This is a genomic window from Paenibacillus tyrphae (assembly GCF_000722545.1).
Lineage (GTDB): Bacteria > Bacillota > Bacilli > Paenibacillales > NBRC-103111 > Paenibacillus_G > Paenibacillus_G tyrfis.
This window is the reverse complement of record NZ_JNVM01000006.1, coordinates 301,976-319,818: the sequence shown is the minus strand read 5'-3', so window position 1 is coordinate 319,818 and position 17,843 is coordinate 301,976. Positions and strand designations below refer to the sequence as shown.

The 17,843-nt window shown below is 52.8% G+C and carries 13 protein-coding genes; 7 read left to right on the top strand and 6 right to left on the bottom strand.

Annotated elements, in window-relative coordinates:
• Positions 1 to 13: 13 nt before the first annotated feature.
• Complete coding sequence (locus tag ET33_RS08345) at positions 14 to 517, top strand: hypothetical protein (RefSeq protein ID WP_036679229.1); 504 nt, start codon at positions 14 to 16, stop codon at positions 515 to 517.
• 78 nt (positions 518 to 595) lie between these two features.
• On the opposite strand, the gene ET33_RS08340 is transcribed toward ET33_RS08345, so the two are convergent.
• Both ET33_RS08340 and ET33_RS08335 read right to left on the bottom strand, forming a co-directional pair.
• Positions 596 to 2,206, bottom strand: coding sequence for an ankyrin repeat domain-containing protein (locus ET33_RS08340; RefSeq protein WP_036679226.1), 1,611 nt, complete (start codon positions 2,204 to 2,206; stop codon positions 596 to 598).
• Positions 2,207 to 2,234: 28 nt separating this feature from the next.
• A complete protein-coding gene (locus tag ET33_RS08335) occupies positions 2,235 to 3,299 on the bottom strand; it encodes a hypothetical protein (RefSeq protein ID WP_051775186.1) in 1,065 nt (354 codons plus the stop codon).
• 370 nt (positions 3,300 to 3,669) lie between these two features.
• Here ET33_RS08335 and ET33_RS08325 point away from each other — a divergent pair, with 370 nt between their 5' ends.
• Positions 3,670 to 4,380 carry a DUF7832 domain-containing protein gene (locus ET33_RS08325; protein WP_036679216.1) on the top strand — a complete coding sequence of 237 codons (711 nt, stop codon included), beginning with the start codon at positions 3,670 to 3,672 and terminating at the stop codon, positions 4,378 to 4,380.
• Positions 4,381 to 4,421: 41 nt separating this feature from the next.
• On the top strand, positions 4,422 to 6,935 hold the full coding sequence (locus ET33_RS08320; RefSeq protein ID WP_036679212.1) for an SEL1-like repeat protein: 2,514 nt from the start codon (positions 4,422 to 4,424) through the stop codon (positions 6,933 to 6,935).
• 64 nt (positions 6,936 to 6,999) lie between these two features.
• Here the strand turns inward: ET33_RS08320 and ET33_RS08315 are convergent, their stop codons facing one another.
• On the bottom strand, positions 7,000 to 9,231 hold the full coding sequence (locus tag ET33_RS08315) for a helix-turn-helix domain-containing protein (RefSeq protein WP_036679207.1): 2,232 nt from the start codon (positions 9,229 to 9,231) through the stop codon (positions 7,000 to 7,002).
• Positions 9,232 to 9,491: 260 nt separating this feature from the next.
• On the opposite strand from ET33_RS08315, the gene ET33_RS08310 reads away from it, so the two are divergent.
• The 4 genes from ET33_RS08310 (at position 9,492) to ET33_RS08295 (ending at position 14,358) form a co-directional block, all read left to right on the top strand.
• Positions 9,492 to 10,481 carry an ABC transporter permease gene (locus tag ET33_RS08310; RefSeq protein WP_036679203.1) on the top strand — a complete coding sequence of 330 codons (990 nt, stop codon included), beginning with the start codon at positions 9,492 to 9,494 and terminating at the stop codon, positions 10,479 to 10,481.
• A gap of 48 nt (positions 10,482 to 10,529) precedes the next feature.
• Positions 10,530 to 11,414 carry a carbohydrate ABC transporter permease gene (locus ET33_RS08305; protein WP_036679200.1) on the top strand — a complete coding sequence of 295 codons (885 nt, stop codon included), beginning with the start codon at positions 10,530 to 10,532 and terminating at the stop codon, positions 11,412 to 11,414.
• Between the two features lie 64 nt (positions 11,415 to 11,478).
• Positions 11,479 to 13,047 (top strand): extracellular solute-binding protein, encoded by a 1,569-nt coding sequence (locus tag ET33_RS08300; protein ID WP_036679198.1) that lies wholly within the window; start codon positions 11,479 to 11,481, stop codon positions 13,045 to 13,047.
• 51 nt (positions 13,048 to 13,098) lie between these two features.
• Positions 13,099 to 14,358: a Gfo/Idh/MocA family protein gene (locus ET33_RS08295; protein WP_036679195.1), complete on the top strand. Its 1,260-nt coding sequence runs from the start codon at positions 13,099 to 13,101 to the stop codon at positions 14,356 to 14,358.
• Between the two features lie 63 nt (positions 14,359 to 14,421).
• Here ET33_RS08295 and ET33_RS08290 read toward each other — a convergent pair whose 3' ends face one another.
• From ET33_RS08290 to ET33_RS08280, 3 genes are all read right to left on the bottom strand, one after another.
• Positions 14,422 to 14,619 (bottom strand): hypothetical protein, encoded by a 198-nt coding sequence (locus ET33_RS08290; protein ID WP_036679191.1) that lies wholly within the window; start codon positions 14,617 to 14,619, stop codon positions 14,422 to 14,424.
• 1,062 nt (positions 14,620 to 15,681) lie between these two features.
• Complete coding sequence (locus tag ET33_RS08285) at positions 15,682 to 16,503, bottom strand: WYL domain-containing protein (RefSeq protein ID WP_036679187.1); 822 nt, start codon at positions 16,501 to 16,503, stop codon at positions 15,682 to 15,684.
• Positions 16,490 to 17,806 carry a helix-turn-helix transcriptional regulator gene (locus ET33_RS08280; RefSeq protein ID WP_036679178.1) on the bottom strand — a complete coding sequence of 439 codons (1,317 nt, stop codon included), beginning with the start codon at positions 17,804 to 17,806 and terminating at the stop codon, positions 16,490 to 16,492. The genes ET33_RS08285 and ET33_RS08280 overlap by 14 nt, the downstream gene beginning before the upstream one ends.
• Positions 17,807 to 17,843: the final 37 nt, after the last annotated feature.

Sequence of the window (17,843 nt, the reverse complement as noted above, 5' to 3'; positions counted from 1 at the left end):
CAAAGGTGGACCCATGCGAAAAACTAAATTGATCATGGTATCCGCTGCTTTAATTTTAGTGGCATATCTTTGCATTCAAGAATTACCGGTTAAACATGCGGTATCCGCTGAGTTCGATTATATTCCCAAAGGCGAGCTTCCTTTAGGTGAAATTGAGATCATTTCCGAGCATTCCGATGCATCGGGAGCCGATTGGAAAATACTTGGCTACAATAATCATCTATTTCCTTCCGTTAACGGCTACATGTATGTTGAAGGTGCAAATCCGATGGACGAGTTAAGCGAGTTTCTAACTATTTATGATCATGGGTCGTCAGGAGGCAAGAAAAATCGAGTTGTCCTTAAGGGAGTGCTAGAGAAACGGGAAGGTCCTCGTTTTAACGATCAAGATGGAAATTTGGTTCTTGTTTCCAAGGGGTGGGAGATTCTTTATCCGATTCGTGGAAGAGATGTTTTTAGACCTTTAGCTTCCGCATCCTACCTGTCGAAATGGGATTATAAAGACTCCAGCCGATGAGGGATGCGGTTGAGGTGACCCAAAGGAAGTAGAGTAACCTCCGAAAGGCTACTCTGCTTCTCAATCCGTACCCCAAAGTCAAGGCGTCTTCAGCTTAACTATATCGTCCTTGGTTGTGAGCTCCAGGTTATTTTCCGGATCTTCCAGGTACCATTTGTTAAATCCATACTTGCTCAACAAGGCTGTGATCTCGGGATTGTCCCTGAAATAAGCGTTTAAGGAAACTTGACCCGGCATCGTGGGGAAGACTTCGTCGCCGTTGGCTCCGTGCTTCAGCAACTGCTCCGCTAAGGAGAGATCATCCTTTTGCAGACTTAGGGCATATCTTAAAGGAGATACTTTAAATTCATACTCGCCCATAAACATATTAGGATCGGCCCCGTTGTCGAGCAGCCATTTGGTTTTGGGAATATCGTTGGCCACAATGGCATTTCCAAGCGCAGTGCCCGTCCAGGTGCCTTCTTTTTCTTTGTACATGAGTCCCGAAGTATAGACGGAAATATTGGAATTAACGGGTACGGAATTGTCGCCGTCATGAATGATACGGTCCATTTGCTCTAGCGACAAATCGCTGCCGTTCAGCAGCAGGGTTACGGTTCTTTGGGCTTTTAGAATCTCACTTGGACGAAGTCCTTGCCGGAGCCGGTCCAAGATTTTTTTGTCCTCGATCCCCCGAAGTAGCGCCACCGCGTAAGCCGAATTTCCATATTTATCTTTAACGTCCGTTTTTATTTTATAGTCCAGGAGAGTATCCAGTATATTATTTTTACCGGATTTGTCGTATGCCGCAATCGCTTCAATAAGATAATACTTCCCCGAGGTCAGGGGCTTGTCTAAAGATTCGCCGCAAGCAACAAGCTTATGAACATCCCCGCCTTCCAGAAGTGTACTGGTTCCATACTTCGTTTTTAAGGCAAGGACTTTTCCGTACCATCTGTCCGTGCGTTCCACGACATTATTACACCAATCGCCGGAATCTTGAAAAACAGCGTCGCTGATTTCATCAAGCTGGAATTTTCGAGTCTGAAAATCAAAATGCACTTTGGCTGACCCGTATAAGAGAGTCGGGCGGTGGCCGACCCGAAAGCGGACCTTCCCGCGATCTCCTTGATCTAATTCAAAGCTGTCGAAAATTGCGGTATGAAAACCCATGTGCTGATTTGTAATCCAATCGCGGAGCTTCTTGTCCTTCACTTTGGGGGCCATTTCGTAAAAGGAAGCATCGTCCAGCGCGCTGAATACGTCTTTGTCCAGTTTAATCGCGTCCTTTGCGGAATTCAGTTTAAGGACCGCCGCATCGATGTTGCTGTCGGTACCGCCGGAGGGAGCGGAATAGATGACGTTCTTTTCTCCGTTTGGACCGGACAGCTGGTTTATCGTTACGGGTCTTTCCAGTCCCGTGACGGATTCTCCAACGAATTCCAAGGTTTCGTCTCCGCGGGTTAATTTTATGCTCAAGCCTTCAATACCGGCTTTTGCGCCGGAAATGATATGAGCTTTATAGACTTGACCGTTGAATGTTACTTCGCAACGTTCCTCCTGATTATTTTGAGTTTCCGGAGCCGCCGGTTGGGGAGTCATCTCTTTCTGCTCCGCCGCTTGTGGCATTGGTGTGTTCGTGCTTTTCGCTTCGCTTAAGCAACCGGTCATCCCCAGTAGGGAAACGGCCATAAGCAATAACTTTTTCATAAAATGTGCCTCCAAGCTGCATCCTGCTCTACTTCTCGTCAAACATGTCCTTAACTCTTCCCGTGGTTCGGTCTACGTGAATCCAGTTTCCCGTTGCCGTATGTTCGTCATCGTCTCCATTGCGGACCGCTTCGTACTCATGGATGGTCACCTTCTCGCCGTCGGATGAGGAAACTTTTTGAATGAAAATCGATCCGATGTTATCTTCATTGCGGCGGTTGTCTGCATGGCTTGTTACTCTTCCTATTCCGGTCGCAATAAAGAACGCTTCCTGTTCGGAAAGGGGAGCTTCCAGCCCGGGGTGTCCTTCGTTATCGAATCTCTTCATCATCGTCTCCTGGTAGCGGTCAAATTCGGCTTTTCGTGTTGCCAGATATACGAGGTCTTCGGGATAACCGAAGCCTTTTAAACGATCGGCTACCTTCCTTCGGTTTACCGTATCGATTTCGCCAATAACGTTGAATGCCTTGCTATGTTCGTCATAGACCACCACTTGCTCTGAAATGACGTTAGACCGATTGATTGCACTATACGATTGAAGCAGCAATAGCTGTTTTCCTTGATCCGCGTTAACTGTCCAGATATCTGTGAACCCTTCCCGGTACGATGGTTCTATCTTGGCCGCATCGTAGAGTTTGGCAAGAAACGGGGGATCGATCGGCGATTTGAATAAATAATAAGCTCCTCGCGGTTCTGCATTATGACCGCCGAATAATTTGGAATCGGGATAATCGATCACGAGTCGGTTTTCGGCGAAGGTTACCGATACGTCCTCGTACTCTTCATTCAGCAATTTCACTTTCCCGGAGGTGATGGTAAAATCCGATTCCATGGACCCGATATGATGAGCGAACCCGCTCGTCACATTCACTTCCAAATGATAAATGCCATTGTCCCGCTTGCTAATTTTGGCCCTGCCCATCCAAAGCTGATTTTCCCCGGCTCTCGCATAAACGCCTTCGATCGGCTGCTCCTGCACGGCAACCGGTTTCGGCGGCGGAACTTCCGCCTGCGATGCCGCCTGCGGCTTCGGTTTTTCCGATGCTGCAGGAGGAGGTTGGGCTGGCGCAAGGGGAGGAGTCGGCGTTGCCATCTGGGTCGTTGTTCCTGATTTTGCAGGCGCAGACGAAGTGGCAGTCGTCGTTAATTTACACCCCGAGCATAAAGCCAGTAATGATATGAATATTGTCAGCTTTCGTAAAAATAGGTTTTTCATGCTTCTCTCCGCCGTTTTTTTCTAATATCTGTATCCAACATGCACAATAGTACCAGTATATAGCAAAATGATGCGCGGAAATAGGCTTTTCAGAAAAAATGCCAGTCCGCGGCAGGCGGTATTGAAGAGTGATTTTCTCTGGAAGAATGCAGGTTGAGTTTGGTAATTTTGCAGGATTCCCATAAAATGCAATCCAAGGTAAGCTGGTAACTACAGAAGCTTAAGTTCGTATGAGTTGGGGAGAACGATGACGAAAAAGATCGAAACGGTAGTAACCAAGCAGAGAAAGACCTTTAAAGATTATGTACATCTGACCATTACGGAAGGACACCAGGTCTATATCCTGAATGTCATTAAAGGCCGGCTGTATCCCGATAAAAAGACGATGAATCCGACCTATCAGCCGTATCCCGCCAAGCAGGAAGCCGTCGATCGGTTGAATGCGCTGGCCGATGAGTTGAGGGCTAAAGGCTTCGTCGAAGAACCGACGGGCGTCTTATTTCAGATCAAGGAAAAAGAGCTGTACGTGTTCGATAAAGCGAAGTGGCATTACGAAGGGGACTTTCCGCAAGAACTGGACGTATTTCAAGCTTATGTCCCGACCGGCATGTTCGTCGCGTGGGTGATCAAAAACGATTTGTCCAGTAAGCGAAGCCGGAAACGGGATCTGCCGGATATCGAGCTGGTAAAACGGGATGAAATGACAGGCGCCCAATTTTTTCGCAAAAACTGGGATGGCGTGCTGACCTCGAATGAACTATCGGACGAAGCGGATGCGTTTGCGCGCGACTACCTGAATATCCATAACGATATTTACACGGCCACGGATTTCGCAGAAATATTGGCCGCCGGCCTGTCGACGATCTACCATGTGGAGGATACGATTGAGAATTACCGGATCATCGAGCCGGTCATTTCGGAACGGTACCGCGTCTGGAAGCGCGACAAACAGATATAACAAAGGCTGTCCGCAGAGGCAGTCTACGAAGGAGAACAGCGATGTCGCACAGAGTCTATTTATATAATGTCAGCGCCCCTTCCGAAGCGCAGGATGACGATACGATGATGATGGAATGGGGCTATGAAATGCCTCTTCTGTTACAGCCTCTCTTGGTCGACGGAGGGTTTATCGACGGCAATAATTACAACAACCATACGGAACCGGACAACGCGGGACTGTATTACAATGCCCAGACGGGAATCGAAAACCTGATGCGGTTTTACGAGTTCCTGGAGAAGCAGGAAGGCCTGATTGCAGACAAAGCAGCCTTTATTGAAGCCAAAACCAAGCTTTGGAGCTATCTCGAAAAATTAGACCTCCCGTATTTCCATCTGGACGCTTGGGACGTATTCAATATGGACGACATCCCCCATGTCGAGCAGGCGGAAACATGGCTGGCGAATATCGCCCATAACAACGGGATCATCACCAAGGCGATGGACAACGACGACATCTCGCTGCTGCACTATTCCGAATTGAGGGACATCAGTCCCGGCTTCGCCTCGTTCGCCGAGCTGCTTAATTATCCGACTTACGAATACGGTTGGGCGTCGATTTGGCAGCCTTACGAAGACGAGACGGATGTGGAGATTTTTGAGGAAAACGGCTTGTGGGGCCTGAAAGACAAGGCTGGCAACATACTGCTCGGCCCGCAGTTTGACGAGTTTTACGATTTCAGCTGCGAAGATCTTGCTGTGGTCGCCCGGGCAGGCAAATTCGGCTATGTACATAAGTCCGGGAAAATCGTCATCCCGCTCGTATGGGACGATGCTTTCGATTTTGAATATGGTACGATTTCCGCCATTGTCAAACGGGACGATAAATTCGGTCTTATCAATCTCGAAGGCCGGACGGTGACGCCAACCGAATATGAGAGCTTGGAGGAGTTGGCAGGCATTTATTTTACCGGGAAAAAAGACGGCGGCTGGGGCGTGCTGGACCAATCCGGCTCCGTCATCGTGCCCTTCGAGCATGAAGAGGCCTTCCAGTTCGGCGGCGAGTATTACCATACGGCAGTGAAAGGGCGAAAAAACCGTAAAATCTTCAATGAATCTTGGAACTATATCGGAGACTTTCCGTTAGCCGCGGTGGAGCCGATCGGCGAAGGGCTTATTCTGGTCAAGCCGCATAAAGATGCCAATCACCACACCTTGTACAAAAAAGACGGCACGGTCTGCGTGTCAGGCTTCGATAAGCTGAACCGGCAAACCCACTTCCCGAATCTGCTCATCCTGCGCAAAGGCAAAAAGCACGGCGCTTTTGGCAAGCGGCAGGAAAGCCTTCTGCTGCCTTATGAATACGATGCTCTGATCGATCTGCAAGCTGTCGTCGATTCCATGTCGAGCAACCTGGTGCTGGCGCAAAAGGACGGGCAAAAAGGCATTTTTAACGGGGACCCGGACGAGCCTTCGTGGTTATTTCCTTTGGACGATTACGAGGACATCGTGTGGCTGTACGAGGGTGCCTTCGCGCTGAAGCGCAACGGGCTATGGAGCATCGCCTATTCACCCGAAAAGCGGTTGAGCGACTACGAATTCGATCTTGTAGCGCGAAAAGCGCCGGTGAACGGTTTTGCGTATGCCTTCAAAGGTCCCCAAGTTTATACGGCAGGGCACTACGGAATGTCGAGGGCCGATAAAGCCGAAGTGCTGGAGGATACCACGGACAAATATTACGACTATTATTTTGACGCCGACGTACACAAGCGACTGATGGCTTATGCCAAAACGGATAGCCCCGATTCCGGCGGCGTAGACGAATATACATCTGTAGAAGTTTTGTACAGCCTGGGCTTGCTGGCTTACGACACAGGCAATTATGACAAAGCGATCGAATACGATACCCTGGCGGCCGAGAAAGGCTATGCCCCCTCGATGAACAACCTTGGGCAAATGTATTACACGGAGGAAGGCTATATCGATTACGATAAAGCTTTTTACTGGTACGAAAAGGGGGCTGTGGCGGGCAATCTCTATGCGATGAACGGTCTGGGCTACTGCTACCAGCATGGCATTGGGACGGAACCCGATGCGGACAAGGCGCTGCACTGGTTTGGCCAAGCCGCAGAGCAGGGTCTCGGGCTGGCCCACAACAATCTGGGCTCCGTCTATTTTGAGGGGGAGCTGGTCCCGCAGGACTTAGAGAAGGCGCTCTGGCATTATGAGCAGGGGGAAGCCTTGGGCTCGCCGAACTTTGGGTGGCTGGGCTACTTGTACGATCAACAAGGGAATTACGAAAAGGCACTGCATTATTACCGTCAGGATTACGAAGCCGGCAGCAATGTGGGGGCTTATAACCTAGGAATCGTATACAGTCAAGGCTTGGGTACAGCCAAAGATCCCGCCGCGGCCATCGCTTATTTTAACACGGCTTTGGAAAGAGACTATTCGCATGCCCATATCGAACTGGCTCGAATCTACCGGAACGAAAAGGAATTCGCGGATGAGAGCTTGGCGAAATATCATCTTGAACAGGCCGGGAAGGCCGACCTCGATATCCCGGACGACATCTGATATGAAAATCCGGCCGCTTTCACGGAGCGCCATGGCCCGGAAGGCGGCCAGAACCCCGGCTCGCCTACATCTGCGTTCCCGACCGCCGGTACTCGCTCGGCGTAACGCCCGTAATTTTCTTGAACATCCGGTTGAACGAGTTCATGTTCTGATAACCGACCTGCCCGGCGATATCCTGAATGCGCAGATCGGTCTGCCGCAGCAGCTCCTTCGCTTTGCTGATGCGCACGTCGTTGACGAAATCGAGGAAGTTGATCCCCGTTTTTTCTTTAAAATAAGTGGATAAGTAGCCTCCCGTAATGTTGAGCCAAGAGGCGACGAGATCCAGCGTAATATCTTCCGTATATCGCTCCGTCACATAAGCGGTCGCTCCGGTAATAATCGGGTCGGCGGCTTCTTTTTTATTGTTGATGCGCCGGCAAGCTTCGCTGATCATCGCTTCGAAATAACGGTCCAGCTTGGAGACGGTATGCAGCTGCTCCGGCTCAAGGTCCGTTAATTTTCCGCTGTCCAGCCCCATGCCATGCAGCAGCCGGGTCGTTTTATGCGTGATTTCGCGGGCAAACTCGCGGTAGGCGAGCGCGTCGGCCTTTCTTTTCTCCATCTGCCCCATAAGGCGCCGCAGTGCCTGCAGCACGTTCGCGGCGTTCCCCGCCTGCAAGTTTGCTTTAATTTCCTGCATCAGCGCATCGGGCACAACGAACGGCTCTTGCGGGACGCTCTGCACTTCGAGCACGACCGTTTCGTCGTCGAACGGCCGGTACCGGATCATCTCCAGCGCCTCTTCGTAGGCGTCGGTCAGGCTTGCGGTATGCGCATGCAGCGGACTGACGGCAATCGTGAGGAAGCAGTAGGCTTTGTCCGTGCTCAGCACGCCGACGATGCCATCCAGCGTCGTGCGCAAGCGGTCGTCCTCTCCTGGCTCCGGATGTACGATCGATAAAATCTGGTTTCGCTCGATTTGGAACGTGAGGGACCCTTTCAGCTCCTTCGTGACGACATGGTTAATGTATTCGCGAATGTACGATGCGGCGCGTTCCTCCTCCGCTTGAATCTCCGTGTGAAACGGGTGATTGAACGAGAGAGAGAACAGAACGACCCGAAACGGCTTTTGTTCGCCTAGCTGCTCCGTACCGGCGACAGGCAGTCCGCGGATTTTTTTCAGCTTGTTCATATAGCTGTGATAGCGCAGCAGCGCATGCTTCTCCTCCAGATCCTGATGCCGCAAATGCCGCTGCTGGAGCAAAAAGCCGATATTGCCGCGGATGAGCTCGAATTCGTTATCGTGCCGGGGCACGGTGTCCTGCTCGTTCAAGCTTTTGATCGACTCGACGATGCGTTGAACTGGGTTGTTGAACCGGACGGTGAACAAGACGGATACCGTGACACTGGCCGCGATAGTGACGAGCAGGACGGCGACGAACGTCAGATTCAGCTTGATCAATTGGGACGAAATATGGCCGTCCGGCACGAGATTCACATAGGTGAACCCGGTCTTCGGTCCGGTGGTGTAGAAGAAGTACTGGTTATCCGCCTTCACCCAATCTTGTCCCGGAGGCAGAGCAGGCAGAGGCTCATCGGCTGCGGAGCCCGAAGCGAACAGCAGACGGCCGCTTGCGTCCAATACGTAAAAGTTGTCGTTGACCGAGCGGTGGAACGCTTGAAACATGCGGTCCGCATCGACAAAAGCCAGCATCATAAAATCCGGATAAAACCGGCTTTTGACCAGCAAAGGCCAGACCGGACCGGTAGAATCGCCCGGCGAGCCGTTTCGCAGGTAGGAAGCGGCCGGGTAGATCGTCATCGGGCCGGCCTGCTCAAATTGCTTTTTCCAGAACGAGTAAGTGTAAACGGGATTGACGTAATATTCGGTGAACATGGATTCGGGGCTCGCGCCTCTCGATTTCTCCAACAAAAGCGAATGCTTAACGTCGTATACGAACAGGTTGTTCAAGTACAGCGCCCGATTGGATACGGTATTGCTGAGATAGTCCGTCACCTTGTTGGCCGCCACGTAATCGAGATACGGCTTGCCATTCAGCTCCTGCAGCCGGGGGTTTAGGTACAAATTCAGCATCGTATTCTCCAGCAGCTCAAAATGCTGCTCGTAATCGTTCGTCGTATTCGTCAAATTGACCGTATTGTATTTGATAATTTCATCGCGGAGGCTTTGCCGGAAAACACCATAGGTCAGGAGCTCGAAGATGACCAGAAGAACGATCACCCCGAGAAAGCTGAGCAACAGCTTAAAAAAGACGGAACGCGCTTTCATTTTGATGCGGAGGATGCTTGGCAAAGGCGGTTTACTCCCTTCGTGCAGTGGCTCGGATGCAAATATGTCTGTTTTTCGAATGTCTCACTGATTTACGGAAATCCCGAAAACCGTGATAAAACGGCAATAGCGACGGTTTTCGAAGACGAATTCTCACTATATTATAACATTACAGCCCCGGGATGGGGGCAGACCTTAAGTCTCAAATTAGACTGGAAGCGGTTCCAAGATAACGGGTGCGAACCTGCCGCTAGTCCCAATGAAACCGAGAAAGGAGTTTTCTTATGGAAACGGAATTCACAGCCAAGGCATCGCCCGATCCGAACCCTTCCCGCATGATAGCGGAGTCCGTATCCGGCAGCTCGCGCCGGCAGCTGCTCTTGACCCGGATGTGGAAAGAGCGTTACTTGTATCTGCTGCTGTTCCCGGGCCTGGTGTACTTTATCGTATACAAGTACTTGCCCATGGCCGGTAATATGATGGCTTTTCAAGATTACAGCGCATTTCAAGGCTTCTGGGGCAGCGAATGGGTCGGACTGAAGCACTTTGAACGCATCTTCCAGGACAAGGAAGTGCTGCGGGTGCTCTGGAACACGCTGTACTTGTCTTTGCTGCAAATCGCCTTCGCCTTTCCGGTACCGATCGTGCTCGCCGTGATGCTCAACGAGGTGCGTCGGGAATGGTTCAAGCGCCTCATTCAATCGATCGTCTACCTGCCGCACTTCATTTCTTGGGTCGTCGTGATCGGCATGGTCACGGTGTTCCTCCAGTCCGAAGGTCTGGTGAACAAGCTGCTGCACGTGTTGTTCGGCATCGGACCCGTTGCCTTCCTTCAGGAGCCGGGCTGGTTCATGCCTCTCGTCGTGCTCGAAGTGGTCTGGAAGGAATCCGGCTGGGGCACGATCCTTTTCCTCGCGGCGCTGGCCGCCGTAGATCCGAGCCAGTACGAAGCGGCCGTTATTGACGGAGCCAACCGCTGGCGGCAAATCTGGCACATTACACTGCCTGCGATTCGCAGCACGATTGTGATTTTGCTTATTTTGAGGCTCGGCAGCGTACTCGATTCGGGCTTCGAACAGATTTTCCTGATGCTCAACCCGTTCAACAAATCGGTGGGCGACGTGCTCGACACCTATGTGTACGTCAAAGGCCTGACCGAATCCGACTATAGCTTCGCCACCGCGGTCGGTTTGTTCAAATCGCTCGTAGGTCTGCTGCTGATTATCGGGGCGAACCGTCTGGCTAAACGCTTCGGCGAAGAAGGCGTGTTCTAATCTTACCTGCGGCTGCGGCATAAAGCAAGATACGGAGGTGCAAACGCTATGATTCGTAATCGCACATGGCAGGAAAAAGCGTTCGGGGCCGTCAACGGGGTGCTCCTCGTGATCATCGCGCTGCTGATGCTGTTCCCGTTCTACTATATGACTATCGTGTCGTTTACTTCCTATTCGGAGTACGTGAAGACCGAGCTGCTGCTCGTTCCGACAAGCTTTGTGCTTGATGCGTACGCCTATATTTTTCAATCGGATTCGTTCGTGCGTTCGCTTGGCGTGACTATCTTCGTCACCGTTGTGGGCACGTTCGTCAATCTGCTGCTGACTTCGATGATGGCCTACGCTCTGTCGCGCAACATTCTCGGCAAACGGGTATTTCTGTTCCTCGTCCTGTTCACATTCGTCTTCGGGGCGGGCATTATCCCGACGTATATGATCGTTAGCGCCACCGGCCTGATCAACTCGTACTGGGCGTTAATTCTTCCCGTTGCCATCAACTCGTACAACCTGATCGTCATGCGGCAGTTTTTTCTCAATATTCCGCACGAGCTGACGGAGTCGGCTTTGATCGACGGGGCCAACGACCTGCAAATTTATGCTCGCATCATTCTTCCGCTGTCCAAGCCGGCGCTGGCGGCCTTCGGGCTGTTCTCCGCCGTGGCCCATTGGAACACGTATTTCTCGGCGCTGCTTTATTTGAACGATCCAGCCAAATGGACGGTACAGGTCATGCTGCGTCAGATCGTGATTTTGAGCCAGGCGGGAAATATTTTGTCCGAAGGGGTGCAGGCGGCCCGTGGGCTGCAGGTTCCACCCGCGGAAACGATCGGCATGGCGGCGATTCTGGTATCGACGATCCCGATTCTCGTGCTGTATCCGTTTCTGCAAAAGCATTTTGCGAAAGGGGTGATGTTGGGCTCGGTCAAAGGCTAGGGGGGTTGGATATTCGGTTTGACTGATGTACCATAGCATTACACCTTAAGGAGGATATGCAGCCATGACAATAAAACGGTCTGTTTCCGTTCTGCTTTCGCTCGCCGTAGCGGGCAGTATGACAGCTTGCTCCGGAGGAGCGAACTCGGGTGCGGCGGACGCCGGCAAAGGCAGCGCGGACGCCAAAAATAAAAAGATAACGATCACCTGGTTCTCCGGCACGTGGGAAAATCCGGTGCCCGGGCCGGACAGCGAAGCGGTCAAAGCGATCAACGAAAAGTTCAACGTAGACTTCAAGCCGCAGTATGTGCCTTGGGATACGTATGACGAGAAGCTCAGCGTCACGATGGCTTCCGGCGATATTCCGGACGTCATCGGCATGGAGCTGGTGGATGCCAATTATATGAAATGGGCGAAGCAGGGCGCTTTTCTCCCGCTGAACGACTATCTCGACAAATATAATTCGTTCAAGCCGGTGCCTTCCAACGTCTGGGATATGCTCAAAGTGAACGGCAAAGTATACGCGGTTCCTTATTTCTTCAACGCCAAGGGCGGCAAAAAGCCGGTCATCCGCAAGGATTGGCTCGACAAGCTGGGACTGCCGATGCCGACGAATTACGAGGAGCTGAAAAAAGTCGCTATCGCGTTCGCCAAGCAGGACCCGGACGGCAACGGCAAGGACGACACGATCGGCCTCGGGTTGGCCAAAAACATCTACTACAGCCCTACGTTTAGCCCGTATTACGGCGCTTGGTACGAAAAGGACAAGAACGGGCAGTACATCCCCGACATCGGCGAAGGCAGCAAGGAAGTCGTCAAGTTCCTGGCAGATTTGTATAAGGAAGGCGCAATCAAGAAAGACTGGGCCGTTACGAATTACAACGACGTGTTCAAGGCGTTCAACGCCGGAAAAGTCGGGATCTGGTACGAGGAGCCGGGCGGCAATCTGATCAACTACAAGACGCTGGCCGAGAACGCGCCGAATGCGGTGCTTGCGCCGCTGCCCGCCTTCAAAGCGCCGGACGGCACGCAAGGCATCCGATCGTTGGCCGGGTACTACAAGATGTATCTGCTGAGCGCCAAGCTGAAGAACGATCCGGAGAAAGTGCAGCGCATTCTCGAAATCATGGATTACTTCCGTGAATTCACCCCGGCGGACCAGCGCAACGCCAAGGATGAAAAGTACGATTGGCTGAACGGCAAAGAAGGTAAAGGCTACAAGATGGAAGACGGCGTGCCGATTCCAATTAAGGAAAACCGTTCCAACGTTGCGCCAAGCGCATACATCAACACCGAAGGCTGGGCGCCGAACGATCAAGACTTGGAAGTATTCATCAAAGGCTCGAAGTCACCGCTCGAAAGGCAGTTTAACGAATCGGTGGTCTCGTATCTCAAGACATCCAAAATTTATCTCAGCCCCGTGATGGCCGTTCAGTCGCCACTATATAACACGAAATGGACCGAGCTGTCCCAATTCCTGAACGACGAGAAAACGAAAATGATCGTCGGCCAGCGGCCGTTTTCGGATTGGGACAAGATGGTAGATGAATTTATGGCGAAGGGCGGCAAGGAAGTCATCGACGAAGTGAACAAGCTGATCAAGGACAACAACGCGAAAGTCGGCTGGCAGTAAGGCTTAAGGCCAGCAAGCGAGTACGATATTCGGAAAAAGGAGCCCAAGAGCATGAAACCAATGACAGCCGTCTTGATCGGAGCCGGAGCAAGAGGGGCCGGCGGCTATGCGCGATATGCGCTCGATTGTCCGCATGAATTGAAATTCGTTGCCGTTGCGGAGCCCAACGCTGAGCGCCGGGATAAGTTCGCAGCCGAGCACGGTATTTCCCGGGAAAACTGCTTCGAGACGTGGGAGGAGCTGCTCAGCCGCCCGCAGATGGCCGATATCGCGATGATCTGCACCCAAGACCGGATGCATTACGAACCGACGCTGCAGGCGCTGGATCTTAAATACCACGTGCTGCTCGAAAAGCCGATGTCGCCGGACCCGCGCGAATGCGTGGAGATGGAACAGAGGGCCTTGGCGAACAACCGGCTGCTGACGATCTGCCATGTGCTGCGGTACACGCCGTTCTGGGCCACATTGAAAAAGATCATCGCGGAAGGCCGCATCGGCGAGGTCGTATCGATTCAGCTGAACGAAAATGTCGGCTATTGGCACATCGCCCACAGCTTCGTTCGCGGCAACTGGAACAACTCGGACAAATCCAGTCCGATGATTCTTGCAAAATCTTGTCATGACATGGATGTGCTGTCATGGCTGATGGATCAGCCGTGCGTCAAGGTCAGCTCGTTCGGCTCGCTGACGCATTTTCATTCGGGAAATGCGCCTGCCGGATCGACGGATTACTGTATCGACGGGTGCGCGGTGGAGGCGGAATGCCCTTACTCCGCCCCCCGGTTCTACTTGGGCGAAGGCAAAGCCTGGGCGCGTCATTACACGGAGGAGCTGACGCGGGAGAACATCGTGAAGGGCCTGCGCGAGTCGCCGTACGGCCGCTGCGTCTACAAGTGCGACAACAACGTGGTCGACCATCAGGTCGTCAACATGGAATTCGCGAGCGGAGCTACGGCGATGTTCAGCATGTGCGGCTTCACGCGGGAGCAGGAGCGCCGCATCCAGATCATGGGCACGCGCGGCGAGCTTCGTGGGGAAGAGAGCACCATTACGCTGATGGATTTTCTGACGCACCAGAAGACGGAGATCGAAATCCCGCCGCAGATTAGCGGCCACGGCGGCGGAGACAGCGGCATCGTGCGCAGCTTCCTGCGCGAGGTGCGGAACAACGCCGGCGGGGACAGCCTGACCTCGGCCAGCGCCTCCGTGCGCAGCCACTTGATGGCGTTCGCGGCGGAAGAGTCCCGCTTGAACGGCGGCAAGGCCGTTCTCATCGACGATTACTATAAGCAGGTTGTATCGGCGACATAAGTCGTCGGTTTCGCTGGGATGCGCGGAGCTCCCCGTCGCTTAAGAGCTGTTGTCAAAACAGTCTTAGGCGGTGGGGGGCTCTTGCGATTTCGCGATGCGGTCGTTGTCCGCCTTGATCTCCGCCCGCTTCTGATCGAGAAGCTGCTGTTCGATACGGGATAGCTTGCGGGAGATCGTTTGCAGCCGGTAGACGACATAGATCGGAAAGGCCAGGAAAAGAAGAGCGAACAAAATCGCATTAGGCCAATGAATTGCGTACATAAGGACACCTCCTGAGGGAATCGATTCGCTCGCACGACTTGTTACCAGCATCAGCGTGAAAAAGTCTATACATCGGTGTCGTGTCGTAGCGATGTGCGCCTATTGTTTGGTACGCGCTGTCGTAAGCAAGACGCGAAAAAATGTTTTTCTAGTAGTTGCTTCGGTGTATGCAGCAAATCTAGTTTGCGCATCGTTCGTCCCCTCTGCCGCAAAGCTACGGGAGCGAACCTAACCTTGCTTTAAGAGCCTTAGGGTATGTGAAGATTCGTAAGCGCTGGAATCTTCATCGTATGACCACGCAACAAGCTTGCCTTGCGGCGCAAAGTGGCGCTTACTCAAGCCTTTCGTTGTGGCACAGCATGGGCAGGGCATCATCCGCCTAGTTCTCATGCCCGCGCTGCGGCCGATAGATATACCACCGAGATTTCTGGAAATAGAGGAACTGACGTTCGTTATTCGGAGATTTTGGTCGTCGTTCCGAATAATAGAGGAACCTGGTTCCTCTATTTAGGCGGATGGTGCCTGATAGCCCTGATTATGCCGACGTGATAGGACAATAGATCACCTGAGTTCCTCTATATTTCAGAATGGGGCTGTTGGAAGCATCATAGCGCATCTGGGTTCCTCTATTGGCTGCGGGAAGGTCGCGGCACGCACTTAGGATCGCTAGGTTACCTATAAAGGCCGATTCGAAAAAGCTTGCCATCGAACGCAATCGTACTCTGTGAGCCATAGTGCACTTTAAAGAGCGACTTTGGGCGTCGTCGAACACCTACCGAGTACTATCAAGCACCATCAAGCATCACATCAAGCGTCCATAGAGCACTATCAAGCATCATCAAGCACGCATCGAGCATCATCGAATACCTATCTTGCATTACCAAACATTTTCGATCATCCATCGAGCGTTCCAGCGTCTCTGGCGTCTCCAAGAGCGTCCTAGCTTCGCCCCGATAATTGGGCGTGCTGCCCTGACAGCGGCGCGAAGCATCGCCGAACAATAACCAGACCTAAGCCTGCGTAAGGAAAATCGCGCTCGACTTACCCCAGGCCCGCCGCCGTTCACGGTGTAACCTGCTGCTCCTCCGTTACCCCGTACCGGCTTAGCGCCTTTGCCGCCGATTCCCGCATGCGCCGCTTGAGCTTGTCGCCTTCAACCACCCGGACCCGCTTGCCGAGAAAGCGCAGCTTGGACAAAATATATTCGCTCTCGTCCCCAAGGAACGTCAGCCGGATCATGTAGCAGTCTACCGCGTCGTCGTAGTCAACCTGCTTTTCGAAGCACGAGAAGGCGTACAGGATGCGAGACAGCTCGTTGTTATACTTGCGCACCACCTCGATGACCGCCGATTCCTTCCGGCCCTCCAGCATGCGGTTGATGTCCGCTTCGGCAGCCGCGGCTTCCTCTGCCGAAACCGGTTGTTCCGCAAGCTCCACAATATGCTGCAGCTTCGTATTCATCAACGCCCTATGGCGAAGGTGATACCAGATGAGGTACCATTCCCGTTTGACCATGGAATATTCCAGCTTGAACGGAAAGCCCCGCTGCTCCTCGAATATCCGTCCGTCTCTGATCCGGTGGTTGATGAGAATGCCGCTCTTCCTCAGCATGATCCGCCGCAAGGGTCGCAGAAGCGGATGGTAGACCTGATGCTCCCGGCTTTTGGCCTTTTCCCCGAAGCCTTCCTTCATATCCAGCGCTGGGTCGCCTCCGAGCATGCTCTGCAGCTTCTCCAGCGTCTCAGGAGTAAAAGCTTGCCCTGACGCCGGATGCTCCAGCATCGCTTTAAGCCATGTCCGTTCATGGGAGGTGACGGCGAGCGTACCTGTTTCGTGCAGGCGGGACATGACCTGGTAATTAAAAATTTTCTCAAACGGATTCATAATACGCTGCGATCTCCTTCCACTCCTCAATCAGCTCCCGGCGCAGATGCTCCGGCGCGAGTACTTCACAGCTAGAGCCGAAGCTGCGCAGCCAAGGCTTGATCTCGGTCGTCCCGTGCACCTTAATTTCATAGATAAAAGAAACCTCGTCTTCTTCCGTAATGTGACCCCATTGCCCTTGGAGCAGCACGCGCTCCTTGACGAAATTGGGCTGCGGAGCCTCCGGACTGAAAAACCGCACCCGCACCGTAAGCGGCCTTCCGGTATCGATAAGCCAGCTGTAGCGGGTTTTCTCCTCCAATAGGTGCAGCTTCTCGTTGAACGTTTCTTCCGGTACGACCTCGTCCTCGTTCAGTTGAGTCAAACCTTCCAAACGAAACTTCACGATCCCTTGCCGGCTTTCCGAGCCAAGCAAATACCATCGACCGTATTGGTGATCGTAGATCACCTTGAGCGGCAGCATCACGACCTCTTTTCCCTCGGTTTCGCGTTCGAACAGAGGGTTCGTATTTTTCGAGGCGTAGCTTTTGCGCGTTCTGGGCGAGAAATAGAGGAAACGCACCTTCCGGCGCTGACGAATGGCTCCAAGCAAGGTGAACAAATGCGCTTCATCCAGAATGCGCGAGTAATAATGGTACTTGTACAGAAAAGGCTCTCCGGTGACGTTTTCCGCGTTGCCCGTTTGCTGTAAAGCTTTTTTCACACTATCCCGCAAAAGATAGCCTTGAACGGACGGCACCTGCGTATTCGCCATAATGTCGACGTAATCGTAGAGATCGAGAAGCTCCTCGTAGGTCAGCTCCTTGACGAGCCGGTCGTGAACGCGATACCGGTATGGCCTTCCTCCGGGCTCTTTTACGATAACGCCGACTTCCTCCAAATATTTCAGGTCCGAGCGAATCGTTTTCTCGTCGGGCAGCGAAAGCTCCGCGGGAAGATCGCTGCAGCACGCATCGAGCAGCTCCATGACGGTCCGAGCTTCATCCTGCATGGCGGCGAGCAGCAGGGATAGCCGGTGGCTCTCCGATTCCTTGAGTGACTTGGCGCGGTATAAGAACAGCAGCATCGGGTCAGCGGACTCGTAGTAGCTGAAGCGAAGCGTTTCGGCGAATTCTTTGCCCTGCTCCTGCGGGAGCTGCTGGTACACCGTGTTCACGATGTCCTTCAGCCGCCGGATCGTTTTATCGAAGGTATGTACGGAGATACCGAGCCGCTGCGCGAATTGCTGGCGGCTGTAGGCGCCGCTGGTCAGCACCAGCATGCGCAAAAACTGGATTTCTTTATCGAAGCTTTCTCTGGCCATGGACAACCTCCGCTTTCGTAGCTGTTCCTTTTATTGT